Source organism: Stutzerimonas stutzeri, assembly GCF_000590475.1.
GTDB lineage: Bacteria > Pseudomonadota > Gammaproteobacteria > Pseudomonadales > Pseudomonadaceae > Stutzerimonas > Stutzerimonas stutzeri_D.
In genome coordinates this window covers 2,943,902-2,967,895 of record NZ_CP007441.1, presented here as the reverse complement: position 1 = coordinate 2,967,895, position 23,994 = coordinate 2,943,902, and the positions used below count along the sequence as shown (strand labels likewise).

22 protein-coding genes are annotated in these 23,994 nt (G+C 60.4%); 16 read left to right on the top strand and 6 right to left on the bottom strand.

Annotated features, from left to right (window positions below):
- The first annotated feature begins 14 nt into the window (after window positions 1–14).
- The 4 genes from fadA to CH92_RS13510 all read left to right on the top strand — a co-directional run bounded on the left by fadA (window position 15) and on the right by CH92_RS13510 (window position 4,999).
- Entirely contained in the window at window positions 15–1,190 is a 1,176-nt protein-coding gene (gene fadA, locus CH92_RS13525) for an acetyl-CoA C-acyltransferase FadA (RefSeq protein ID WP_025242304.1), read from the top strand.
- 81 nt (window positions 1,191–1,271) lie between these two features.
- Window positions 1,272–1,499 (top strand): DUF1653 domain-containing protein, encoded by a 228-nt coding sequence (locus CH92_RS13520; RefSeq protein WP_025242303.1) that lies wholly within the window; start codon window positions 1,272–1,274, stop codon window positions 1,497–1,499.
- A gap of 302 nt (window positions 1,500–1,801) precedes the next feature.
- Window positions 1,802–4,414 (top strand): type I DNA topoisomerase, encoded by a 2,613-nt coding sequence (gene topA, locus CH92_RS13515; protein ID WP_025242302.1) that lies wholly within the window; start codon window positions 1,802–1,804, stop codon window positions 4,412–4,414.
- A 66-nt stretch (window positions 4,415–4,480) separates the two neighbouring features.
- Window positions 4,481–4,999 carry a DUF6586 family protein gene (locus tag CH92_RS13510; protein WP_025242301.1) on the top strand — a complete coding sequence of 173 codons (519 nt, stop codon included), beginning with the start codon at window positions 4,481–4,483 and terminating at the stop codon, window positions 4,997–4,999.
- Between the two features lie 32 nt (window positions 5,000–5,031).
- Here CH92_RS13510 and CH92_RS13505 read toward each other — a convergent pair whose 3' ends face one another.
- Entirely contained in the window at window positions 5,032–5,871 is an 840-nt protein-coding gene (locus CH92_RS13505) for a DMT family transporter (RefSeq protein ID WP_025242300.1), read from the bottom strand.
- A 155-nt stretch (window positions 5,872–6,026) separates the two neighbouring features.
- Between CH92_RS13505 and CH92_RS13500 the strand changes: the two genes are divergently transcribed.
- Window positions 6,027–6,263: a hypothetical protein gene (locus CH92_RS13500; protein ID WP_025242299.1), complete on the top strand. Its 237-nt coding sequence runs from the start codon at window positions 6,027–6,029 to the stop codon at window positions 6,261–6,263.
- Between the two features lie 74 nt (window positions 6,264–6,337).
- Here CH92_RS13500 and sulA read toward each other — a convergent pair whose 3' ends face one another.
- Window positions 6,338–6,814 carry an SOS-induced cell division inhibitor SulA gene (sulA, locus tag CH92_RS13495; RefSeq protein WP_025242298.1) on the bottom strand — a complete coding sequence of 159 codons (477 nt, stop codon included), beginning with the start codon at window positions 6,812–6,814 and terminating at the stop codon, window positions 6,338–6,340.
- A 95-nt stretch (window positions 6,815–6,909) separates the two neighbouring features.
- Window positions 6,910–7,518, bottom strand: coding sequence for a transcriptional repressor LexA (lexA, locus tag CH92_RS13490; RefSeq protein WP_025242297.1), 609 nt, complete (start codon window positions 7,516–7,518; stop codon window positions 6,910–6,912).
- Window positions 7,519–7,714: 196 nt separating this feature from the next.
- Here lexA and CH92_RS13485 point away from each other — a divergent pair, with 196 nt between their 5' ends.
- From CH92_RS13485 to CH92_RS13450, 8 genes are all read left to right on the top strand, one after another.
- A complete protein-coding gene (locus CH92_RS13485; protein ID WP_025242296.1) occupies window positions 7,715–8,422 on the top strand; it encodes a TetR/AcrR family transcriptional regulator in 708 nt (235 codons plus the stop codon).
- Between the two features lie 39 nt (window positions 8,423–8,461).
- The gene (locus tag CH92_RS13480) at window positions 8,462–8,986 is read left to right on the top strand and encodes a L,D-transpeptidase (RefSeq protein ID WP_025242295.1); all 525 of its coding nucleotides are present in this window, start codon (window positions 8,462–8,464) and stop codon (window positions 8,984–8,986) included.
- A 16-nt stretch (window positions 8,987–9,002) separates the two neighbouring features.
- Window positions 9,003–10,001, top strand: a complete 999-nt coding sequence (gene nagZ, locus CH92_RS13475; protein ID WP_025242294.1) for a beta-N-acetylhexosaminidase — start codon at window positions 9,003–9,005, stop codon at window positions 9,999–10,001.
- Between the two features lie 14 nt (window positions 10,002–10,015).
- On the top strand, window positions 10,016–10,753 hold the full coding sequence (locus CH92_RS13470; RefSeq protein WP_025242293.1) for an S-methyl-5'-thioinosine phosphorylase: 738 nt from the start codon (window positions 10,016–10,018) through the stop codon (window positions 10,751–10,753).
- A 188-nt stretch (window positions 10,754–10,941) separates the two neighbouring features.
- Window positions 10,942–11,439: an LEA type 2 family protein gene (locus CH92_RS13465; protein ID WP_025242292.1), complete on the top strand. Its 498-nt coding sequence runs from the start codon at window positions 10,942–10,944 to the stop codon at window positions 11,437–11,439.
- Between the two features lie 9 nt (window positions 11,440–11,448).
- Entirely contained in the window at window positions 11,449–11,640 is a 192-nt protein-coding gene (locus CH92_RS21685; RefSeq protein WP_025242291.1) for an SEC-C metal-binding domain-containing protein, read from the top strand.
- A gap of 7 nt (window positions 11,641–11,647) precedes the next feature.
- Window positions 11,648–12,112, top strand: coding sequence for a DUF2489 domain-containing protein (locus tag CH92_RS13455; RefSeq protein WP_025242290.1), 465 nt, complete (start codon window positions 11,648–11,650; stop codon window positions 12,110–12,112).
- Between the two features lie 71 nt (window positions 12,113–12,183).
- Window positions 12,184–14,721 carry a penicillin acylase family protein gene (locus CH92_RS13450; RefSeq protein ID WP_025242289.1) on the top strand — a complete coding sequence of 846 codons (2,538 nt, stop codon included), beginning with the start codon at window positions 12,184–12,186 and terminating at the stop codon, window positions 14,719–14,721.
- Between the two features lie 17 nt (window positions 14,722–14,738).
- Here CH92_RS13450 and tsaA read toward each other — a convergent pair whose 3' ends face one another.
- The gene (gene tsaA / locus CH92_RS13445) at window positions 14,739–15,431 is read right to left on the bottom strand and encodes a tRNA (N6-threonylcarbamoyladenosine(37)-N6)-methyltransferase TrmO (RefSeq protein ID WP_025242288.1); all 693 of its coding nucleotides are present in this window, start codon (window positions 15,429–15,431) and stop codon (window positions 14,739–14,741) included.
- A gap of 375 nt (window positions 15,432–15,806) precedes the next feature.
- On the opposite strand from tsaA, the gene betT reads away from it, so the two are divergent.
- The 3 genes from betT (at window position 15,807) to betA (ending at window position 21,183) form a co-directional block, all read left to right on the top strand.
- Window positions 15,807–17,876, top strand: coding sequence for a choline BCCT transporter BetT (gene betT, locus CH92_RS13440; RefSeq protein ID WP_025242287.1), 2,070 nt, complete (start codon window positions 15,807–15,809; stop codon window positions 17,874–17,876).
- Between the two features lie 96 nt (window positions 17,877–17,972).
- A complete protein-coding gene (betB, locus tag CH92_RS13435) occupies window positions 17,973–19,445 on the top strand; it encodes a betaine-aldehyde dehydrogenase (protein ID WP_025242286.1) in 1,473 nt (490 codons plus the stop codon).
- Between the two features lie 61 nt (window positions 19,446–19,506).
- The gene (gene betA / locus CH92_RS13430; protein WP_025242285.1) at window positions 19,507–21,183 is read left to right on the top strand and encodes a choline dehydrogenase; all 1,677 of its coding nucleotides are present in this window, start codon (window positions 19,507–19,509) and stop codon (window positions 21,181–21,183) included.
- Window positions 21,184–21,607: 424 nt separating this feature from the next.
- Here the strand turns inward: betA and CH92_RS13425 are convergent, their stop codons facing one another.
- The gene (locus tag CH92_RS13425) at window positions 21,608–22,573 is read right to left on the bottom strand and encodes a 2-oxoglutarate and iron-dependent oxygenase domain-containing protein (protein WP_025242284.1); all 966 of its coding nucleotides are present in this window, start codon (window positions 22,571–22,573) and stop codon (window positions 21,608–21,610) included.
- 139 nt (window positions 22,574–22,712) lie between these two features.
- Window positions 22,713–23,798, bottom strand: coding sequence for a BMP family ABC transporter substrate-binding protein (locus CH92_RS13420; RefSeq protein WP_025242283.1), 1,086 nt, complete (start codon window positions 23,796–23,798; stop codon window positions 22,713–22,715).
- Window positions 23,799–23,994: the final 196 nt, after the last annotated feature.

Genomic DNA, 23,994 nt, shown 5'->3' with positions numbered 1-23,994 from the left:
AGGGAAAAGAGAATATGAGCCTTAATCCGAGAGACGTCGTCATTGTCGACTTCGGCCGTACCCCGATGGGTCGTTCCAAGGGCGGCATGCACCGTAATACCCGCGCCGAGAGCATGTCTGCGCATTTGATCGATGGCTTGCTGGCACGCAACTCCAAGGTCGACCCGGCCGAAGTGGAAGATGTTATCTGGGGCTGCGTAAACCAGACCCTGGAACAGGGCTGGAACGTCGCCCGCATGGCATCCCTGATGACCCGTATCCCCCACACCAGTGCCGCGCAGACCGTCAGCCGCCTGTGTGGTTCGTCGATGAGCGCGCTGCATACTGCCGCGCAGGCGATCATGACCGGCAACGGTGATGTGTTCGTCGTTGGTGGTGTCGAGCACATGGGCCACGTCGGCATGATGCACGGGGTCGATCCGAACCCGCAGCTGTCGCTGTATGCCGCCAAGGCGTCCGGCATGATGGGCCTGACCGCCGAAATGCTGGGCAAGATGCATGGCATCACTCGCGAGCAGCAGGATGCCTTCGGTGAGCGTTCGCATCGTCTGGCGCACAAGGCGACCGTTGATGGCCTGTTCAAGGATGAAATCATCCCGATGGAAGGGTACGACGAGAACGGTTTCCTCAAGGTCTTCGACTTCGACGAAACCATTCGCTCGGAAACCACGCTCGAGAGCCTGGCGGCGCTGAAGCCGGCATTCAACCCCAAGGGCGGCACCGTGACGGCGGGTACTTCCTCGCAGATCACCGATGGTGCCTCCTGCATGATCGTCATGTCGGCGCAGCGGGCTCAGGACCTGGGCATTCAGCCGATGGCTGTGATCCGTTCCATGGCCTTAGCTGGCGTCGATCCGGCAATCATGGGCTACGGTCCGGTGCCTGCGACCCAGAAAGCGCTCAAGCGTGCCGGTCTGACCATGGATGACATCGACTATGTCGAGCTCAACGAAGCCTTCGCTGCTCAGGCACTGCCGGTGTTGAAGGATCTCAAGCTGCTCGACAAGATGGAGCAGAAGGTCAATTTGCATGGCGGCGCCATCGCGTTGGGTCATCCGTTCGGTTGCTCTGGAGCTCGTATTTCCGGCACTCTGCTGAATGTGATGAAGCAGAACGGCGGTACCCTGGGCGTGGCCACGATGTGCATCGGTCTGGGTCAAGGTATCTCTACGGTGTTCGAACGCGTCTAAGCTGTTCGGTGACACGGAAACCGGGGCCACGTGCCCCGGTTTTCATTTTGATGGGTACGAACTTTTTTAGGGGCAGTCGAGATGCAGGTCACGCCAGGCCGTTATCGTCACTACAAAGGACCCGAATATCGGGTATATGCGGTTGCCCGCCATTCCGAAACGGAAGAGCAGGTGGTCTTCTACCAGGCGTTGTACGGGGATCTCGGGCTTTGGGTGCGTCCGCTCTCGATGTTTACCGAAACGGTTGAGGTCGACGGCGAAACCCTTCCCCGTTTCGCCCTGATCGAAGCCGAACCCAGTCGTTTTTGAGCGTTCTCCGGGCACGCTGGCTTAACCCTTGCGCTTGACCTCGGCTCTGTCGCCACTATATATAGCGGTGCTTTCGGACCGAGTGAAAGGGATTGCATTTGGGTCCGGACATAAAAACCTGCGCATGCAAACAGGTCGCTGCGTGGGGTATGAAAGTTTTCCGGAGCAATTGAATGCTCTTTGCAGTCCGGTAAAAGGGCTGCTTCGCTACTCTCTGGCAGATTGAGCGTCGTTTGTGGCGCTCGGCTACTGTCAGTTCACTATTTCTCAGTTCATCTCTCGATTCAGGAACTCTCCTCTCCATGGGTAAATCGCTGGTCATCGTGGAATCACCGGCCAAGGCCAAGACAATCAACAAGTATTTGGGCAACCAGTACGTGGTGAAGTCGAGTATCGGCCATATCCGCGACCTTCCTACCAGCGGTTCCGCAGCTCGCGAGCCGGCTAAGCGTGGCAAGGCGGTGGCGGCTGAAGCGCCTGCGCTTTCGCCGAAGGAAAAGGCCAAGCGTCAGCTCTTCACCCGTATGGGTATCGACCCCGAGCACGGCTGGAAGGCTAAGTACGAGATTCTGCCGGGCAAGGAAAAGGTCATCGACGAATTACGTCGTCTGGCCAAGGAAGCCGACACCATCTATCTCGCGACCGACTTGGACAGAGAGGGGGAGGCCATCGCCTGGCACCTGCGTGAATCCATTGGTGGTGACGACAGCCGCTACAAGCGCGTGGTGTTCAACGAAATCACCAAGAAGGCAATCCAGGAAGCGTTTTCCAAGCCAGGCGAGCTGGACATCAACCGAGTCAATGCGCAGCAGGCGCGGCGCTTTCTCGATCGGGTCGTGGGTTACATGGTCTCGCCGCTGCTGTGGCAGAAGATCGCCCGCGGTTTGTCCGCCGGCCGTGTGCAGTCGGTTGCGGTGAAACTGGTCGTCGAGCGTGAGCGGGAAATCCGCGCCTTCGTTCCAGAAGAATACTGGGAAGTCCATGCGGACCTCGCCACTGCCGAGAAGGCCAAGGTGCGCTTCGAGGTAGCGCGCGAGAATGGCGAGGCGTTCAAACCGCTGAATGAAGGCCATGCCATGGCCGCGCTGGAGCAGCTAAAGGACGCCAGCTACAGCGTGACCAAGCGCGAGGACAAGCCGACCAGCAGCAAACCCTCGGCTCCTTTCATCACGTCGACCCTGCAGCAGGCGGCGAGCAATCGTCTTGGCTTCGGCGTGAAGAAGACCATGATGATGGCCCAGCGACTCTACGAGGCCGGCTACATCACCTACATGCGTACCGACTCGACCAACCTCTCGGCCGATGCTTTGAGCATGGTGCGCGGCTTCATCGAAGATGAATTCGGCAACAAGTACCTGCCGGAGAAGCCCAACTTCTATTCGAGCAAAGAGGGCGCCCAGGAGGCTCACGAGGCGATTCGCCCGTCCGACGTCAATCTGCGCCCGACGCAGCTGTCCGGCATGGAGCGCGATGCTGAGCGTCTTTACGATCTCATCTGGCGCCAGTTCGTGGCCTGCCAGATGCCTCCGGCGCAGTATCTATCTACCAGCGTGACCGTCACCGCAGGCAGCTTCGAGCTGCGCGCCAAGGGTCGCATCCTCAAGTTCGATGGTTACACCAAAGTCATGCCGCAGCAGAGCAAGAGCGGTGAGGATGACGTGCTGCCCGAGATGAACAAGGGCGACGGGATGAAGTTGATCAAGCTCGATCCGAGCCAGCACTTCACCAAGCCGCCGGCGCGCTACTCCGAAGCGAGCCTGGTCAAGGAAATGGAAAAACGCGGTATCGGTCGCCCGTCGACCTACGCGGCAATCATTTCCACGATCCAGGATCGTGGCTACGTTTCCCTGCACAACCGCCGGTTCTATTCGGAGAAGATGGGCGACATCGTCACCGAACGTCTCTCGGAAAGCTTCAACAACCTGATGGACTATGGCTTCACCGCTGGCATGGAAGAAAACCTCGACGACGTCGCTCAAGGCGAGCGCGAGTGGAAACACGTGCTCGACGAGTTCTATGGCGACTTCAGGAAGAAGCTCGACGTTGCCGAGGCCAGCGACAACGGCATGCGCGCCAATCAGCCGACCTTGACCGATATTCCCTGCAAGGTCTGCGGTCGGCCGATGATGATTCGTACAGCCTCCACGGGCGTGTTCCTTGGGTGCTCCGGTTACAGCCTGCCGCCGAAAGAGCGCTGCAAGTCCACCGTAAACCTAATTCCCGGCGACGAGATTGCCGCTGACGACGAGGGTGAGTCCGAATCACGCGTGCTGCTTGGCAAGCATCGCTGCCCCATCTGCAGCACGGCGATGGACGCTTATCTGTTGGACGAAACTCGCAAACTCCACATCTGCGGCAACAACCCGGATTGCAGCGGCTATGAGATCGAAGAAGGTCAATACCGCATCAAGGGTTATGAAGGCCCGAGCCTGGAGTGCGACAAGTGTGGCAGTGAAATGCAATTGAAGACTGGCCGTTTCGGCAAGTTCTTCGGCTGTACAAACGCCGAGTGCAAGAACACACGCAAGCTCCTCAGGAGCGGCGAGGCAGCGCCGCCAAAGATGGACGCGGTGAAAATGCCCGAGCTCAAGTGCGAAAAGGTCGACGACACTTATGTGTTGCGCGACGGTGCATCCGGACTGTTTCTGGCCGCCAGCCAGTTTCCGAAGAATCGCGAGACTCGTGCGCCGCTGGTGCAGGAACTGATTCCGCACAAGGATGAGATCGATCCGAAATATCACTTCCTGTTGAGTGCACCGCAGAAAGATACAGAGGGCCGTCCAGCCGTGATCCGCTTCAGTCGAAAGACTAAGGAGCAGTACGTGCAGACCGAGATCAACGGTAAACCGACCGGCTGGAAAGCCTTCTTCGACGGCGGCAAATGGAAGGTCGAAGACAAGAGCACCGGTAAGTAAGCGCAGCGTTGGGTCGGAGCCGGACGGCTCTGATCCGTCACGTTCAACGCCTGGGAGAGCATCGCCATGGCTCATGAGCTGTACACCCGAACCAACCAGAAGATTTATTTCGCAGGTCTAGCGCTCGAGAGCTGGCGACGGGCCGAGGAAAAAGGCGCGATGAATGCGCCGGGCCTGATCCAGGCAGAGCGAGAGGCCTGCCTTTTTCATCTCTACGGCGCGTTGCTGGGGTTATGCCACGAAATTGCCGGTTATTACCGATTGCCCGGCGCCAGTGCACCTCGGGTGGAGATGCTGCTGGTGCGTTCGCCGAACAGCGCATCGCCGAGCCCGGAGTTAGCCGAGCTGATCGAACTGGCCGAGCACTCGGAAACCTGGCTTGCCCAGTTACTGAAGGCCTATGCCGCGCTGTTCGAGCCGCCACGTGCGCCGGCCAAGGCCAAGACCGATCCAACCATGGCCTTAATCGAGGCGGTCAGCGTGGAAGAAGAGGTGCCCGCGCTGGCGCGCGATGAGGTGGAGGCCTGGCGAGGCAACCTGAAGGAGCTGGCTTTACGCTTTCGCGAGTCGCTTACCGAGTGGTAGGCGACTAGCCGGCAGCATGCTGGGCTTGGCATTCACGCCCGGTGCTTGTACCGCAAGACCAGGGCAATGCCGCCCAGGATTGCGACCCCGACCAGTATCAATCTGCCTGTCAAGGTTTCGCCCAGCAGCAGGCTTCCTGCCAGCGCGGTGAGAAGCGGTACGCTCAGTTGCACGCTGGCCGCCTGTATGGCGGCCAGTCCGGGCATTGCCGCATACCAGATGGCGTAGCCGATACCAGAGGTGAGTCCTCCGGATAACAGTGCATACAGCACGCCGGCGCTGTCCCACTCGAGCGAGCCTAACGCCAGCAGGCACAGCATGACCACGATGGGCAACGTTCGGATGAAATTACCGGCAGTCGCGGCGAGCGGATCGGGCGTTCCTTTTCCCAGTAGCGAATACGCGCCCCAGGCGATGCCTGCCAGCACCATTAGAAAAGACGCCGACAGTGACGGTATGCTCGTGCCAGGTAGGAGAAGGGCGACCAGCCCTGCCGCCGCCAGCACCAGACCGACCCACTGCAAGCGATGCAAGCGTTCCCCCCTGATCAGCCCCCAGGTGACCATGCTCAATTGCACGGCGCCGAACAGCAGCAGCGCGCCAGCGCCAGCATCGAGGTGCAAATAGGCGTAGGAGAATGCCGCGGCATATATAAAAAGGGAGAGGGCGCCGGCCCAGTTGCCACCCACGGTGGCGGACCGCTTGCGTGTAAGCAGCAGCAACCACAACACCAGCGCGCCAGCGAACAGGCGCAGCGCAGTGAAACTGGCGGGATCGATCTGGCTGTCGCGCAACGCCGCCCGGCAAAGCAGCGAATTACCCGCGAAGGCGAGCATGGCCAGCGCTGTCAGTAGCAGGGTTCTTGCGGTCATTCTGCTGCCGGGTCCGGGATAGATGGCGCATCGTACTGTGCCATTACCGCATGCTGCCACCCTTCGCTGTGCGACGCAGTCCTTGCCTGGAAATGCCAAGGCTGCCTACGGGGCAGTCGGCTGGTACAATGCGCCGTTTAACGGGGAGCAGATTCATGCCAACGTCTTTTTTGGAAATCGTCGAGCTACCCGACGGCAGTATCGTTTTGCGCCGTGCTGAGGATGAAGGCGTACTGGTCACGTTGGACTTCTCGGACGATGCCAAGGTATTCCTGCAAGGTCAGCATGTAGAAATTGCCAAGGCGATGTTCAACATCGGTGTGCAGATGGCGGGGCGAGTGTCGGAGGGAGAGTTCGAGCGGGAAGAGGAAGGTCCACGCGTACTGCATTGAGGGGCGGGGTGTTCAATGGTTTGCGGCGTTGGGTGGGTTTCGGCACATCCATATGCCGAGTGGTTCGGGATTGCTTAGCCCAGCCGTATGTTCAAGCTTTGGGCGTTACCCTGAGCGGCCGCCACGCGAAGCTTCAGCCGACTGGCCTTGTCGAGGCGTGGGAACCAGGTGATCACCGTATGGCTGCAGCCTGACATCAGCGCTTTGCACGCCAATTCAAGGGTGGCCTGCGTCTCGCGGGCCTGTAATAAAAGAATGCGGTCACGGTTGAGTCCGGCTTCTCGTAGCCAGCTTTGCGAAAGCGAGGCAGGTGGAGCAATCAGAGTCAGCCAGCGCGTATCGACCGCCTCGCTGAATTCGCGCAGGATCGGCGCAAGCAGCAGGCGGCAGTGATCGCCACTGCCGCTCAGCGTCATTTCGCTCAGGCAATCTTCGGCGGGTTGCGGGGTGCTGGCCATATTTGCAAATGGTGCCAGACGATGCGCAATCAGCCCTTCGAACAACGAAAGCTGGGGTGCCTGGCCTGCGATGGGTTGGGGTTGGTACTGCATAAACCTCTCCTTAGCAGGCTGAAAGACTACCTGCGTTACCAATTCGTTAAAAACAGCTTGGTCTTACCTGCCTTACCCACGTATGCAGCGGCCTGTTAGCGGCGAATCACGCCGACGCTCAGACCCTCGATAATCAGTTCTTGCTGCTCAAGGTCGATTTCAATCGGAGCGAATTCCGGATTCTCGGCAAGTAACCAGACCTTGCTACCTTCACGTTTGAAGCGCTTTACCGTGACCTCATCATCGATGCGTGCCACCACCACCTGCCCGTTGCGCGCCTCACGTGTGGTATGCACCGCAAGCAAGTCGCCATCGAATATGCCGATGTCCTTCATGCTCATTCCTCGAACGCGCAATAGGTAATCGGCCTTGGGCTGAAAGAATGAAGGGTTGATCTGGCAAGACTCTTCGACATGTTGTTGCGCAAGAATCGGCGCGCCGGCAGCGACTCGACCGATAACAGGCAGGCCACTTTCTTCGGCTGCCGGTTCGAAACCGGGAATACGTATCCCGCGCGAAGCGCCGGGCGTCATCTCAATAGCGCCTTTACGGGACAGCGCCTTGAGGTGCTCTTCGGCAGCATTGGGCGATTTGAAACCCAGCTCCTGAGCAATCTCCGCACGGGTCGGCGGATAGCCGTTGTCTTCCAGGCAGCGCTTGATGAAAGCGAGAATTTCCGACTGGCGTGGGGTCAGCTTGATCATGAGCGGTCTCTGTTCTTTTATACAGTGACTGGGATTATATACAGTGCTTAGTGCTTGGCAATCTTTGTTTGGTTGAGGGCTGGGCCAGCTTGGTGCAAGCTTTGGGAGAGCCAAAAGAGCGTCCAGCCACTTTGTTGGTTGACTTGAGTTAGGTTGAAACGTAAGTTTCAAACGAGTGTTTGTCAGGGGAGGTGGCATGGCGCAGTCTGAAACAGTGGAGCGTATTCTTGATGCAGCAGAACAGCTGTTCGCTGAGAAAGGCTTCGCCGAGACTTCGTTGCGCTTGATCACCAGCAAGGCCGGGGTGAATCTGGCAGCGGTGAACTATCACTTCGGTTCGAAAAAAGCGCTTATCCAGGCGGTCTTCTCGCGGTTTCTCGGGCCGTTCTGCATAAGCCTCGAGCGTGAGCTGGACAGGCGCGAGGCCGAGTCCGACAGAAAGGAGAATCTCGAGGAACTGCTGGAGATTCTGGTTGAACAGGCGCTCGCTGTAACGCCACGCAGCGGTGACGACCTATCGATCTTCATGCGCCTGTTGGGCCTTTCCTTCAGCCAGAGCCAGGGCCACCTGCGTCGTTATCTTGAAGACATGTACGGCAAGGTCTTCCGCCGTTACATGCTTCGGGTGCATGAGGCCGCCCCGTCCATTCCCCCGATCGAGTTGTTCTGGCGTGTGCACTTCATGCTCGGCGCCGCAGCGTTCAGCATGTCGGGCATCAAGGCGCTGCGGGCCATCGCCGAAAACGATTTCGGGGCCAAAACCTCTATCGAACAGGTCATGCGTATGATGGTCCCGTTTCTCGCGGCTGGTATGCGGGCCGATTCGGGCGTGGAGGATCCGGGCCTGGTGAAGGCGCATCCGATCGCCCGACGTAACGCGTTAGCAATGCCCGCCAAGGGTTGAGGTGCATGGTCAGGGGTTGATCGGCTAAGCTTGCCGTCTATGCTCAATCTCGATTTCATCCATATTTCCATTGCCGACCAGCTGCTCTACGGGTTCTCCGGTGACAGGCTGTGCGTCCGGCTGCCGATCTCAACCGCTCGTAACGGTGTCGGTGAGCGCAACGGATCCGGCTGCACACCACGTGGCCGCCACCAGGTACGCGCGCGTATAGGCGAGGGATTGCCGTGCGGGGCCGTTCTGCGGGGCCGTCGATGGACCGGCGAAGTCTGGACCCAGGAATTACACGACCGGTTTCCCGGTCGCGACTGGATCCTGAGCCGAATTCTCTGGCTCAGCGGCTGCGAGCCTGGATTCAACCGCATGGGTGCGGTTGACACTTTCCGTCGTTATATCTATTTGCATGGCACGCCTGATCCAGAGCCCATGGGCGAGCCGCTTTCCCATGGCTGTATCAGGCTGCGTAATGCCGACTTGCTCGATCTTTTCCCGCGGGTGGCGGCTGGCTGCGCCGTGCAGATAGGCGAAGCGGCCTGTCCGGATTGGTCGAGCGCAACGCTGAATTAAGGATCTGCTCACTATCATGCAAGGTTCATTGATGCTGGACATCGCCGGCACCTGGCTGACCGCCGAGGATCGTCAGTTGCTGCGGCAGCCGGAAGTTGGCGGGCTGATTCTGTTTGCTCGCAATATCGAAAACCTGCGGCAGGTGGAAGAACTGTGTCGCGCGATCCGGGCCGTACGCCCCGACATCTTGCTGGCAGTCGATCAGGAGGGCGGACGCGTTCAGCGGCTGCGGCGCGACTTCATTCGCTTGCCGGCGATGCGCGAATTCGCGTTGCGCGCTGATGCGCAGGCGCTGGCAGAAGCCTGCGGCTGGGTGATGGCCACGGAAGTGTTGGCGGTTGGACTGGATTTCAGCTTCGCGCCGGTGCTCGACCTCGATCACCAGCGCAGCGCCGTGGTGGGCACCCGCGCGTTCGAAGGGGACCCACAGCGAGCCACCGAGCTGGCCGGGGCATTTATCAAAGGCATGCACCGCGCCGGGATGGCTGCAACCGGCAAGCACTTCCCAGGCCACGGCTGGGCCGAGGCGGATTCCCATGTAGCGATCCCCGTCGATGAGCGCGGGCTGGACGAGCTACGTCGTGGTGACCTGGTTCCGTTCCAGCGTCTGGCGAGCGAGCTCGATGCGGTAATGCCTGCGCATGTGATTTACCCCCAGGTGGATGACAAGCCGGCCGGCTTCTCTCGACGCTGGCTGCAGGACATTCTGCGTAAGGAACTGGCCTTTCGCGGCTTGATCTTCAGCGATGACCTGTCGATGGCCGGCGCGCATGTCGCTGGCGATGCGGCAAGCCGGATCGAGGCTGCGTTGATCGCCGGCTGCGATATGGGCTTGGTATGCAACGACAGAGGAGCGGCCGAGTTGGCGCTGTCAGCGCTGCAGCGACTCAACGCACAGCCATCACCGGCGCTGGCGAAGATGCGCCGCCGTGCGTCGGGCTCGCTGGAATACAAGCAGGATCCGCGCTGGCGCACATCTGTCGCTGCCCTCAAAGCCGCCGATTTGATCGTTTGACCAAGGAAACCAAAATGACTGTCCACGCCATTATCGGCGGCACCGGGCTCACGGAGCTGCCTGGGCTCACCCTGGATGAAGCGGTGCCGATGGAAACGCCCTATGGCGCGCCGTCGGCAGACATTCTGCGCGGCACCTATGCGGGTCGAGAGGTGCTGTTTCTCGCCCGTCACGGCCATCCGCACCGCATCCCGCCGCACCAGGTGAACTATCGTGCCAACCTGTGGGCGCTGAAGAAGGCCGGCGCGCAGGCGATTATCGCTGTGAATGCGGTCGGCGGCATTCATTCGGCGATGGGCGCTGGCCACCTGTGTGTACCGCACCAGCTGATCGATTACACCCACGGTCGCGAGCACACCTTCTTCGAAGGCGACATCGAGCATGTCACCCATGTCGACTTCAGCTACCCCTACGACGAAACGCTGCGCAAACGCCTGATTGCCGGCCTGGCAGCCGAAGGTTATCTGTTCAGCAGTCATGGCGTTTATGGCTGCACCCAGGGACCGAGGCTGGAGACAGTCGCCGAGATCGCCAGGATGGAGCGCGATGGCTGCGATATTGTCGGAATGACCGGCATGCCCGAGGCGGTCCTCGCCCGCGAACTCGAGCTGCCGTATGCCTGCCTGGCGTTGGTGGTCAACCCGGCCGCCGGTAAAACCTCAGGCATCATCACCATGGCGGAAATCGAGGCCGCGCTGGCTGAAGGAATCGTCAAGACACGGGCGGTGCTGGCGCGTGCGCTTGCAGGTTGAGAAAAAGCGGACGCGGTTCGCTGCGGCTCGGCAAAGCGATGCCGCTGCGATGGGAAGGCGCTAGCAGTTTCCGTGGGCCGCAATGAGAGCGGTCGCAAAGACGTAGCAGGGACGCGTTAATTTCGCCAAACAACCCATTGCAGGCAATCTGCCGCTTGCTACACTTGGCCGTCCTTTGGAGTACCGGAATGCTTTGCCACGCACCTATAAGAAGAATATCGAGAGCAGTGGTTTTGCTGGGGTTGCTGTCTGGCCTTGCGGGTTGTTCGACCTGGTTCAGCAGTGATTTCCAGGATCCTGGCGTCCGGCTCACCGATGTCGAGATCATCAAGGCGAGGCTCCTCGAACAGCAGTTTATGCTGCGTTTTCGCATCGACAATCCCAATGAGCAGAGTTTGCCGGTGCGCGGCCTCGTTTATACCGTCCACCTCAACGACATCGAGCTGGCGAGTGGTGAGTCCAGTGGTTGGACAACCGTCCCGGCGCATGGCTTCGAGTATTACGAAGTGCCGGTTTACACCAACCTGTGGCGGCATATGAAGTACATCGTGCGTTTGCTGGAAAAGCCGGACCGTCCGATTGCCTATCGTCTGGAAGGCGAGCTGAAAACGGGCCTGATGCTGGGGCGACGCGTGCACATTGCTACCAATGGCGAGATAATCCCCGGCAACTTTATCCCGGAGTGAGCGACATCGATGAACCAAGACACCCATGTGCACGGCCCTGATTGCAGTCACGACCACGATCACGACCATGCCCCTCATGTACACGGACCGCACTGCAATCATAGCCACGACCCGGTTCGAAATCCGCTGAAGGATGTCGGCCGCAACGACCCGTGCCCGTGCGGAAGCCAGAAAAAATTCAAGAAGTGCCACGGAGCCTGATCCGCTCATGACGCCCCTCGCCATAACGTTGCTGGTTGCCGCTCTGCTGCTGATCGCCGCATTGGCTGGATACGCGCTGCATCTATGGCGTCGGGTTTGGCGAAGGGAGCAGCAACTCGCCGATATGCAGGCGCAGCAGCATGCCGCGCTTGCGGCGGATCTGCGAGTGCTCGCTGGCAGCCTCCTCGACGAGCAGGTATCGCTGATCGAGGGCGCGATTCGGATCAAGGTGCTACTGGATAATTACGACTCGAAGCTTGGCCAGGATCCGCGCTGCCAGGTTTTCCAGTTACTGTTCGAGGCGACCGAGCAGGTGCCGACACACACCGCCTGGAAGGCGCTGGACAAAACCGAGCGGCGCCGCCACGAGGCCAACTTCAGTGCGCTCGAATTGCAGCACAAGGCCGAGGCTCGCCGGTCCGCCCGCTGGTTGCTCGATGAAGTCTTGCCAAAAAACCGCGAAGCTGCCTGAACGCGACGTCATCGCGTACCACACCCATCTATCCTTCTGTTCTGTAGTGCCCTGTCTGTAAGGAGCCGTTGATGTCGCTGCGTCTGCCGTTTGTTCTGGCCCGTCTGACCTTGGGCGTTGTGTTGGGAGCCGGTGGCCTTGGCGGCTGCCAGGCGTATCTGGATAGCCGCTACAGCGACAGCCTGCCGCCCGCGCACGGCGTCCAGGCGATCACCGGACTGGATAAAAGCGTGAGCATCAGACGCAACTCGTTGGGCATGCCTTTGATCGAGACGGCGACCTTTCACGATGCGCTGTTCGGTCTCGGCTACGTGCATGCCACCGATCGTCTGAGCCAGATGATCAGCTTGCGGCTCATGGCCGAAGGGCGCTTGGCGGAGATGGCTGGGCCGGGCGTGCTTGAGATCGACCGCTTCATGCGGGCGGTAAATCTTCGGCAAAGCGCCGCCGTGCTGTATCGAGAAAGCTCGCCGCGGATGAAGCGGTTTTTTGAGGTCTACGCCCGCGGTGTCAATGCCTACCTGTTCCGCCATCGAGACAAGTTGCCAATGGATCTGGCCGCTGCGGGTTACACCCCGGAGTACTGGAAAGCCGAGGACTCGGTACTGGTCTTCTGTCTGTTGAACTTCGGCCTGGCGGTCAATCTGCAGGAAGAAATCGCCTCGCTGGTCATGACACAGAAGGTAGGCAGCGAGAAGGTCGCCTGGCTGCTGCCGACCTATCCCGACGAGCCGCTACCCTTCGATGAAGCCGACAAGCTGAAGGGGTTGAAGCTGAGCGGCGAGATACCAGGGCTCGCCGCGCTCGACAGCGCCGCCTCAGAGGTGGCCGCGCTGAACATGTTGGGTGTCGCCGCCTCCAACAACTGGGCGATATCCGCCAGCCACACCCGCAGCGGCAAACCACTGATGGCCAACGACACGCATCTGCCATTATCGATGCCTTCGTACTGGAATTTCGTGCAGATCCGCTCGCCGAAATTCCAGGCCGCCGGGGTAACGATCGCGGGCGTCCCCGCGGTAATTGCGGGTTTCAACGGCAAACTGGGCTGGGGCATGACCATGGTCATGGGCGATACCCAGGACCTGTTTCTGGAACAGGTGCGTCGCGAAGGGGGGCGCTTGCTGTACCTCGCCGACGGTAAATGGGTGCCGGCGCGCGAGCGCCATGAGACGTTCTTCATCAAGGGCGAGCGGCCAATTCGCGAAACCCTTTATGAAACCCGCAACGGGCCGTTGCTGAACAGCGTACTTGGCGAGCGCAAGCACCCGTTACAACCGCTGCAGTTGAATAGCGGCTACGGACTCGCGCTGAAAACGACGCAGTTCGAGGCTGACCATTCGCTGGATGCGTTTTTTGACCTGACCCGCGCGCAATCGGTGGATCAGGCCTTCGAAGCAACTCGCGACATCCGCGCGGCTGCGCTCAATGTCGTGTTTGCCGACGAGCAGAGTACGGGTTGGCAAGTGACCGGCCGCTATCCGAATCGCCGTGAAGGCCTGGGCCTTATGCCGTCTCCGGGTTGGGACGGGCGTTACGACTGGGATGGCTTCGCCGATCCCATGTTGCATCCCTATGACCAGGATCCGCCGCAAGGCTGGCTGGCGACAGCCAATCAACGCACCGTGCCCAAGGGCTACGGTATGCAGCTGTCCAACTCCTGGTATTACCCCGAGCGGGCCGAGCGCATGGCCGAGCTGCTTGGGCAAGGTAAGCAGGACAGCCGCAGCGTGATCGCGATGCAATACGATCAGACGACGACTTTCGCCGCCAAGTTGCAGGTCATGTTTCAGGCGCCGGGAATGGCGGAGCCGCTGAAAGCCGCCATCAATGCGCTCGCTGAACCTGAGCGGGGCAGGGCGCGCGAGGCGCTTTCGCGATTGCTGAGCTTCGATGGCAAGCTCGCCGCGGACTCAGCCGATGCCGCTCTGTATGAAACCTTCCTGATGGAATCGGCGCGACAGACGTTTCTGGACGAACTGGGGCCGGAAAGCAGTGCTGCGTGGAAGGCACTGGTCGAAACCGCGAACGCCTCCTACTCAGCGCAGGCGGATCATCTGCTGGGCCGCGACGACAGCCCGTTCTGGGATGACCTGAACACGCCACGCCAGGAAGACAAACCTGCGATTCTGGCGCGCTCTCTGGCGGCGGCGGTCAGCCGTATGGAAGCCGCACAGGGGCCGGATCGCAATGCCTGGCGTTGGGGGCAGCTGCACACCTACACCTGGCGCACAGGTACGACACAGCTGGCGCCGTACATGTCCGCTAGCCAGCGTGGCGGTATCAATGCCATCAGTGGCTATCTGGATCGCGGCCCGTTCGCGGCGGGTGGCGATCACAGCACCCTGAACGTTTCGGCCTATCGTTGGGGGGAAAACTTCGACACCTGGCTGATACCAGCCATGCGCATCATCGTCGATTTCGGGCGCGACGAGCCGATGATCGGACTGAACAGTTCCGGGCAGTCCGGCAACCCGGCCAGTCCTCACTATGCCGACGGAATCGAGGCCTGGCTGAAAGGGGGGTACATGAGCTTCCCGTTCAAGTCTGAGAACCTGGACAAGGTCTACGGCACCGAACGGCTGCTGCTGACGCCGGCGCGCCAGTAGCCTTGCGGTGCCCAGCGTTACACCCGCACCACGTCCACGACCGTGATGGAGCTCGGGTCCGGGTAGTGCCAGCGTACCTCGACATCCCATAGCCGAGTGCCGTAGCGGCGCTCCGGTGACGGCGTCTGATAGGCCGGTCGCGGATCCTGCGCCAGGCATTGCTCGATCAGCGCCTGTAACGGTTCACCCAGCCGCAGCGCCTCGCTACAGGCCTGTTGCAGGCTGGTTGCGGTCCAGTTCACGGCGATGAGCGCCGGGGCGTTGTTGGCCAGGCCGTTACGCGCGTCGTCGATGACATCGGCGTAAGGGACGTAAGGCTTGATGTCCAATACCGGCGTGCCGTCCAGCAGGTCGATCCCTGATAGATGAAGACGTCCGGGCTCGATCCGCTCGAGTCTGACCACCGACTGGCCGATGCCATTGGGGCGGTGCGTCGAGCGGGTCGCAAAAACGCCGACCATGCGATTGCCGCCTAGGCGCGGCGGGCGGACCCGCAGGCGGGGCTCGGTCTCGAGCGACTGATGGAAAAGAAACAACAGCCAGACATGACTGACCTGTTCGAGCCCTTCGAGGGCATGTGCCTGATCGAAAGGCGGGTGCAACTCCAGCACGCCCCGCGCCGCCGGTGCCAGCTGTGGCTGCCGCGGGATGGCGAATTTTTCCTTGAAACAGGAACGAACGACGCCGATGGGCGTGACGGAATAAGACATGTCGAGGCTGCGGTGTAAAACGTGGGCAGCCATCTTACCTCCTCTCGTGGCAGGTGCAGCGCCGAGCCCACGTTCAAGGCACAGGAGGCGTCCGCCGAGAAGCGGTGCAGCGCCGGGAACGGTGCGCGTCTACAGCCTGCTACGAGCAACCATAGAATGGTCGCCCTTTTTTGGAATAGGCTATTTTCTGAGGTATCGCTGTTCCTCTCCCCCTTTCATGGGCCGCGCGCCTAACCCGGCAGACCCTGGCGTGCCGCAACGTAGGCCGTTTTTCAGACCGTCGTAGCGCTCTCCTTGCGACCATCCACATAGCCTGACGCTATTCATCGCGCTGCGATGTCAAAAAGGCCAGAACCAGTTCAGGAGATAGAACCGATGAACGAGGCTGAGCGCTCACCCGGAAACCCCGACGCATCCCACGACCGCATCAATCCAGTCGTGTTCTACAGCTCGGCCGTCGCCATCGTGCTCTTCGCGATCTGGGCCATGTTTTTCAATGAGTCGTCGCTCTCGGTCATCAACGCCGTGCTGGGCTGGATATCGAATTCTTTCGGTTGGTTCTACTTTCTTGCTGTGCTGGTGTATTTGCTGTTCGTGATCGTGATCGCCACCAGCCGTTACGGCAAGATCAGGCTTGGCCCCGATCATTCCAAGCCCGAGTTCAACGTGATCACCTGGGCGGCGATGCTGTTCTCGGCGGGCATCGGCATCGACCTGCTGTTCTTTTGCATCGCCGAACCCATCACCCAGTTTCTCGAGCCGCCCGTGGGCGAGGGCAGCACTGTGCAGGCGGCGCGCCATGCGATGGAGCTGACCTTTCTTCATTGGGGCCTGTCCGGTTGGGGCGTATATACGCTGGTAGGCATGTCGTTGGCGTACTTCAGCTTTCGTCAGGGGCTACCGCTTTCGATTCGCTCGTCGCTCTACCCGATCTTCGGTAAAGGCATCTACGGGCCTATTGGTCACACCGTGGACACGGCCGCGGTGCTGGGCACGGTGTTTGGCATCGCCACCAGCCTCGGCATTGGCATCATCCAGCTGAACTTCGGCCTGAACTACATCTTCGGGGTACCGGAGGGCACACTGACCCAGGCGGTGTTGGTGGTTTTGATCGTCGTGTTCTCGGCGATATCGGCCGCGACAGGGGTGGAGCGTGGGATCCGCCGGCTGTCCGAGTTCAATATGCTGCTGGCGTTCGTGCTGTTGCTGTTCGTGCTGTTCGCCGGCAAGACAACCTTTTTGCTCAACGCGCTGGTGATGAACATCGGAGATTATTTCTCCAACTTCATCAGCCTGTCGTTCGATACCTACGCTTACGACCAGCCCACCGACTGGCTGAACGCCTGGACCGTGTTTTTCTGGGCATGGTGGATCGCGTGGGGCCCCTTTGTCGGGCTGTTCCTGGCGCGAATTTCACGCGGTCGGACCATCCGCGAGTTCGTCGTCGGCACCTTGCTGCTGCCCCTGGCCTTCATGATGGCCTGGATGTCGATCATGGGTAACGGTGCCATCGACATGGTGATGAACGGTGCAGTGGAGTTCGGCGCGCAGGCTGTGAGCAATCCCGGTTCTTCCATCTATCTGTTTCTGCAAAGTATGCCCTGGGCCGGGCTGACCACAGCTGTGGCGACGGTTCTTGCCATTGTGTTCTTCGTGACTTCAGGCGACTCGGGCTCGCTGGTTTTGTCAAACTTCACGTCGATTCTGAAGGACGTCAACAGTGACGCGCCGGTATGGATGCGCGTGCTTTGGGCCGCGATCATCGGCGTACTGACGCTGGCACTGCTGGTCGCCGGTGGCCTGACTGCGCTGCAGGGGACCGTGGTGATCATGGGGCTGCCGTTCTCCATTGTCCTGCTGTTCATGATGTTCGGCCTGTTCAAGGCGTTGCACGTCGAGGGCGTGATGGCCGACAGCTACCAGAAAAGTCTTTCCGGCCAGCTGTCTGGCCGGGCCACGCTGGAGCATGCGCACATGAACTGGAGCCAGCGGCTTTCACGTGCAATGAGCTTCCCAAGCCTGCCGCAAATTCGCCGCTACCTGCAGGAGGTCTGCAAGCCCGCCATGGAGGAGATTCGCCAGGCGCTCGGCGAAAAGGGCGTTCCGGTAGAAATCATCGAAGGCGAGGAGGGCAACGAGCATCTGATGCTCAACGTCAATTTCGGCAGCGAGCAGGATTTCACCTATCAGATTTGGCCGGTGCGCAGCGCCATGCCGTCGTTTGCGGTGCGGACCCAGAGCAGCCGTGCTCACTACTATCGTCTCGAAGTGCATCTGCGCCAGGGCAGCCTTGGTTACGACCTGATGGGTTACTCGAAGCGCCAACTGATCGAAGACATTCTCGATCACTACGAACATCACATGCAGTTCCTGCATCTGCAGCGAGAGAAGGGCAGCGTTGCCGACGGCGCGTCTGAACCAGGCGCCGTACCCGGCACCAGCTGATCCGATGGCGCGGACCTACAGGTCCGCCATGTCTCGCCCAACCCGTGGCAGCGGCCCAATCGGCTACTGCCACCCGGATATTGAAAGAGGTAGATCATGGCCCGTTTTCCACGGCAACAGCTCTATATCGACGGCACCTATGTCGATGCCAGCGGTGGCGATGTATTCGAAAGCATCAACCCGGCCAACGGAGAGGTCCTCGCTGAAGTAGCCCAGGCGACTCGCGCCGACCTCGAACGCGCGGTGACTAGCGCCGAGAAAGGTCAGAAGATCTGGGCGGCGTTTACTGGCATGGAGCGTTCGCGCGTCATGCGCAAGGCGGTCGACCTGTTGCGCGAGCGCAACGATGAGCTGGCCCTGCTGGAAACCCTGGACACCGGCAAACCACTGATGGAAACCCGCAGTGTGGATATTGTCACCGGTGCCGACGTGCTCGAGTATTACGCGGGCCTCGCACCCGCCATTGAAGGCGAGCAGATCCCGCTGCGCGACACCAGCTTCGTCTATACCCGGCGCGAGCCGCTCGGCGTGGTGGCCGGAATTGGCGCGTGGAACTACCCGATCCAGATTGCGCTATGGAAGGCCGCACCGGCGCTGGCGGCTGGTAACGCAATGATCTTCAAACCGAGTGAAGTGACGTCGCTAAGTGCGCTCAAGCTTGCCGAAATTTTCACGGAGGCAGGGTTACCGGCCGGCGTGTTCAACGTGTTGACCGGCATTGGCGGGGAGATTGGCGCCATGCTTACCGAGCATCCGCGTATCGCCAAGGTGTCCTTCACCGGCGGCGTGGCCACGGGCAAGAAGGTCATGGCCAGCGCTGCCAGTTCATCGCTGAAGGACGTGACGATGGAGCTCGGTGGCAAATCGCCGCTGATCGTCTGTGATGATGCCGACCTGGACCGGGCGGCGGATATCGCCGTGATGGCCAACTTCTTCAGTTCCGGGCAGGTCTGTACCAATGGTACCCGCGTCTTCGTGCCGCGCAATCTGCTGAGCGAGTTCGAGGCCAAACTGTTGGAGCGGGTCAAGCGCATTCGCATGGGCGATCCGCAGGATGAGCAGACCACGTTCGGGCCCATGGTCAGCTTCAGCCATATGCAAAACGTGCTGGGCTACATCGCCAAAGGTAAGGCGCAGGGCGCCCGCCTGCTGTGCGGCGGTGAGCGGGTGACCAGCGGCGAATTCGGACGAGGTGCCTACATCGAGCCGACCATCTTCAGCGACTGCACCGACGACATGATCGTCGCCCGTGAGGAAATCTTCGGTCCGGTACTGAGCCTGCTGGCCTACGACGATGAAGAGGAAGCGGTGCGCCGCGCCAACGACAGCGACTATGGACTGGCCGCTGGCGTGGTGACGCGCGATCTGACGCGCGCCCACCGCATCATTCATCAGATGGAGGCCGGCATCTGCTGGATTAACACCTGGGGCGAATCGGCGGCGCAAATGCCGGTTGGTGGCTACAAGCAATCCGGCATTGGCCGCGAGAACGGTATTTCCTCGCTCGCCCATTACACCCGGTTGAAATCCGTGCAGGTGGAACTGGGCGAATTCGCCTCGGTTTTCTGAGCCGTCCGAAGATGCTCGGGTCAGCGCTGCGTTAGTACTGGCCCGCGCGACAGGAGGAATCATGGAATACGACTACATCATCATTGGCGCCGGCTCGGCCGGAAATACGTTGGCGGCGCGCCTCACCGAAGACGGGGACGTCAGCGTCCTGTTGCTCGAAGCCGGAGGCCCCGATTACCGCCTGGATTTCCGCACCCAGATGCCCGCCGCGCTGGCTTACCCACTGCAAGGCACGCGCTACAACTGGGCGTACAAAACCGATCCGGAACCGCACATGAACAACCGCCGCATGGACTGCGGTCGCGGCAAGGGGCTGGGTGGCTCCTCGCTGATCAACGGCATGTGCTACATCCGTGGCAATGCGTTGGATTACGACAATTGGGCAACCATGCCGGGCCTGGAGGATTGGACCTACCTCGATTGCTTGCCGTATTTCCGTAAAGCTGAAACGCGTGACATCGGCCCCAACGATTACCACGGTGGCGACGGACCGGTCAGCGTGACCACGCCCAAGCCGGGCAACAATGTGCTGTTCAATGCGATGGTCGAGGCGGGCGTGCAGGCCGGCTACCCGAAGACCGAGGACCTTAATGGTTATCAGCAGGAAGGTTTCGGGCCAATGGACCGCACCGTCACGCCAAACGGCCGTCGCGCCAGCACCGCCCGCGGCTATCTCGATCAGGCCAAGGACCGTCCGAACCTGACCATCGTTACGCACGCTGTGACGGACCGCGTGCTGTTCGAGAACAAACGTGCCGTTGGCGTTAAATATCTGCGTGGACGTGAACAGCCAACGGTTGCCCGGGCGCGCCGCGAAGTGCTGTTGTGCGGCGGCGCCATTGCCTCTCCCCAGGTACTACAGCGTTCGGGCGTCGGGCCGGCAGCTCTGCTCAAGCAACTGAATATCGAGATCGTGCACGACCTGCCAGGGGTTGGACAAAATCTGCAGGACCATCTGGAGATGTACCTGCAATACGAATGTATCCAGCCGGTCTCGTTGTCTCCCGCGTTGAAGTGGTGGAACCAGCCGGCCATCGGTGCGCAATGGCTGTTTCTGGGTTCGGGAGTCGGTGCCAGTAACCAGTTCGAGGCCGGTGGCTTCATTCGCAGCCGCGACGAGTTCGAATGGCCAAACATCCAGTTCCACTTCCTGCCGGTCGCGGTCAACTACAACGGCAGCAACGCCTATGACGGCCACAGCTTCCAGGCGCACGTCGGCTCGATGCGCTCACCCAGCCGTGGGCGTGTCCAGATCCGCTCGACGGACCCGAAAGTCGATCCAAGCATTCTGTTCAATTACATGTCACACGAGCAGGACTGGCAGGAATTCCGCGACGGTATCCGCCTGACGCGAGAAATCATCGGTCAACCTGCGCTCGATCCTTATCGCGGCAAGGAGCTCAGCCCAGGGGCGCACGCGCAGAGCGATGCCGAGCTGGACGCCTTTGTCCGCGAACATGGCGAGACGGCCTATCACCCCTCATGCTCTTGCAAGATGGGCACGGACGAGATGTCGGTGGTCGATGGGCAGGGCCGCGTGCATGGCGTCGAAGGGTTACGTGTAGTGGATGCTTCGATCATGCCGCAGATCATCACCGGCAACCTCAACGCCACCACCATCATGATCGCTGAAAAAATCGCCGACCGAATTCGCGGTCGGCAGCCGTTGCCGCGCAGTACAGCGGCTTATTACGTAGCCAATGGCGCTCCGGTGCGGCAATCGCCTCAGCGTAGCTGAGGCCAGCAATCGGAGCGTCTCATCCCGAGCGTCAAGTCCTGGCGGGAAAGCGCTTTACCCGCCAGTTCCGTCATCCTGATGGCCAGACGATATCCACTTTCTTTGCCCGATCATTCACGCTTCCCCGAGTCAGCGGTCGGTTCGCGTCATGGCAGGAATTAGCTTTAAAAAGTCGGCGGCTTCAGCATGCCTCAGCCACACGAGCCGCTGAAGAACGGCGTGCCAGTAGTCTGCATCGCACACTGAGCGACCCTGCCATCCCGCTGCTTTCCCAGTTGCTCCAATGATGGATTGGCCCGACAGACATTGTCGGTATTTTCCAAGGCAGCTTTCTCTACACGCTCTGCTGCACACCGAGACGGACAGTTGCGTTGACCACTGGTGATGCCGAACTTTTTGGCGTTAGGCGAAGCATCTTCTAGCTTTAAACGGATAAAAGCTCGCGCCGATAGGCGTAGGTTTCGGCAAAACGCGAAAGCATATAGGCGCTGCAACTAGTGTCCGAATATTTGGCTGGGTTGTCCGGCCCCTGGCAGCCGGGCAGACAGCTGATGACCGTATCGGGATTCGGCTCGGCGAAAAACGGCATCGAATAGCGATCCACGCCGAGCGGGCTGATAACCCGGTGTGGCGTGGACTTGTACCGGTCGTTACTCCAGCGAGCCATCATGTCGCCGATGTTGACGACATAGGTCCCCTCGATCGGCGGTGCGTCTATCCATTCGCCGCGCACATCCTGCACCTGCAGCCCGCCGGCCTGATCCTGGTAGAGCAGCGTGATGCAACCGTAGTCGGTATGCGCGCCGGCACCCTGTTGTTCGGGCGCGGTGGCGTTCTGCCGTGGCGGGTAATGGATCATGCGGAACACGCTGATGGGCTCGATGAAGCGCGTGTCGAAAAAGTCCCGCTCGATCCCGAGCGCCACGGTGATGGCCCGCAGCAGCGTGCAGGAGAGGGCATGCATATCCCGGTAATGCTGTTCGAACAAGGCTTTCCAGCCCTCGATGGCCGGATGCCGGTTGGGACCGCGCAGCGGCTTGCTGGCGAGAACATCCGGGTGATCGGCTGGCATATGGAAGCCCATGTCGAACGTTTCTTTCAGGTCACTCGGTTTGCTCGGGTCGAGCTGCTCGGTGGCGATCGCCCCGTAGCCGCGGTGGTGCTGGCTACGGGTAATGTCGATGGGGAGTTTTTCCTCGGTCGGTAAACCAAAGAAGGTTTCCGCACGATCCTTCAACTGGGCGATGCGTGTCGCGCTGATCGGGTGGTTGCGGATGTAGAAAAAGCCCCAGTCGCGGCAGGCCGCGTCGATCTCTTGGGCCACGGCTTGCCAACCGTTTTCATCGGAAGCATAGAGAGGGGCGATGTCGATGATAGGCAATTGAGTCATTCAAGTTATCTCGCTATCGGAGCCTGAAGCCTGAAGCCTGAAGCCTGAAGCCTGAAGCCTGAAGCCTGAAGCCTGAAGCCTGAAGCCGGTATGCCTCCGGCTTTCGCTTCGAGCCTCCGGCTTCACGCTTGCTTGTCTACTACTTCGGCAGCTCGGCGGTAATGCCCTGCACGTAGTAGTCCATCGAAGCCAGTTCACCGTTGCTGGCGGTTGCGCCTTCGGCGATGCGCACGGTGCCGGACTGGTCTTTGATCGGGCCGGTAAACGGGTGGAAATCGCCGCTGCGGATGTTGGCGATGATCTGTTCCGCCTCGCTCTTCACGTCCGCCGGCACCAGATCGCTGATCGGCAGGCTAATCGTGTCTTCGGCCAGGCCACCCCAGAAGTCTTGCGGTTTCCAGCTACCGTCGACTACTGCTTTTGCCGACTTCGCGTAATGCGGGCCCCAATCGTTGACGATGGACGTCAGCACAGCTTTCGGTCCGAAGTGAGCCATGTCCGATGCGTAGCCGACCGAATAGACGCCACGACGTTCAGCCGCCTGGATCGGCGCCGGGCTGTCGGTGTGCTGGAACACCACGTCGACACCCTGGTCGATCAGCGCATTGGCGGCATCGGCTTCCTTGCCCGGATCGAACCAGGAGTTCACCCATACCACCTTGATCTCGGTGCCGGGGTTGTATTTGTCCAATGCCAGCTGGATGGCGTTGATATCGCGGATCACCTCGGGAATCGGGAAGGAGGCGATGTAGCCGACCTTTTTGCTCTTGGTCATCTTCGCTGCGAGGAACCCCCCCACGTAGCGTCCCTCGTAGGAGCGAGACAGATAGGTGCCGAGATTCTTGTCCTGCTTGTAGCCGGTCGCATGTTCGAAGGTGACCTTGGGGAACTGTTTCGCCACCTTGAGCGTCGGGTTCATATAACCGAAGGAAGTGGTGAAGATCAGGTCATACCCGCCCTTGGCCATGTTGCGGATCACCCGCTCGGCGTCGGCGCCCTCGGCGACATTCTCGACGAAGGTGGTTTCGACCTGATCGCCGAGCTCCTTTTCCAGGTACTGACGACCCATTTCGTGCTGATAGGTCCAGCCGTGGTCGCCGATCGGGCCCACGTAAACGAAGCCGACCTTCAGCGGGTCGGCTGCCGCGGTGGTAAGGATGGTGCTGAAACCAATCGCCGCGGCGAGACCGCGAAGCAGGGTTGTCCGAGTGTTCTTCTTCTGCATGGGTGTTGCTCCTGGTAGCAAATCTTTTGCGTATCCGCCATGAGGCTGTGGTTTGGTTAGCAAAAAATTGACCAACTGGACAGTTACGCTCAATCGCTCATTGCCAGGCGCTCTTTCGGGCACCCACGTTCCGCCGTCGATCCGGCAAGGTGCAGCGTCAGGGATATTTGCAACCCTTTGGTGCGTCCGACTATCA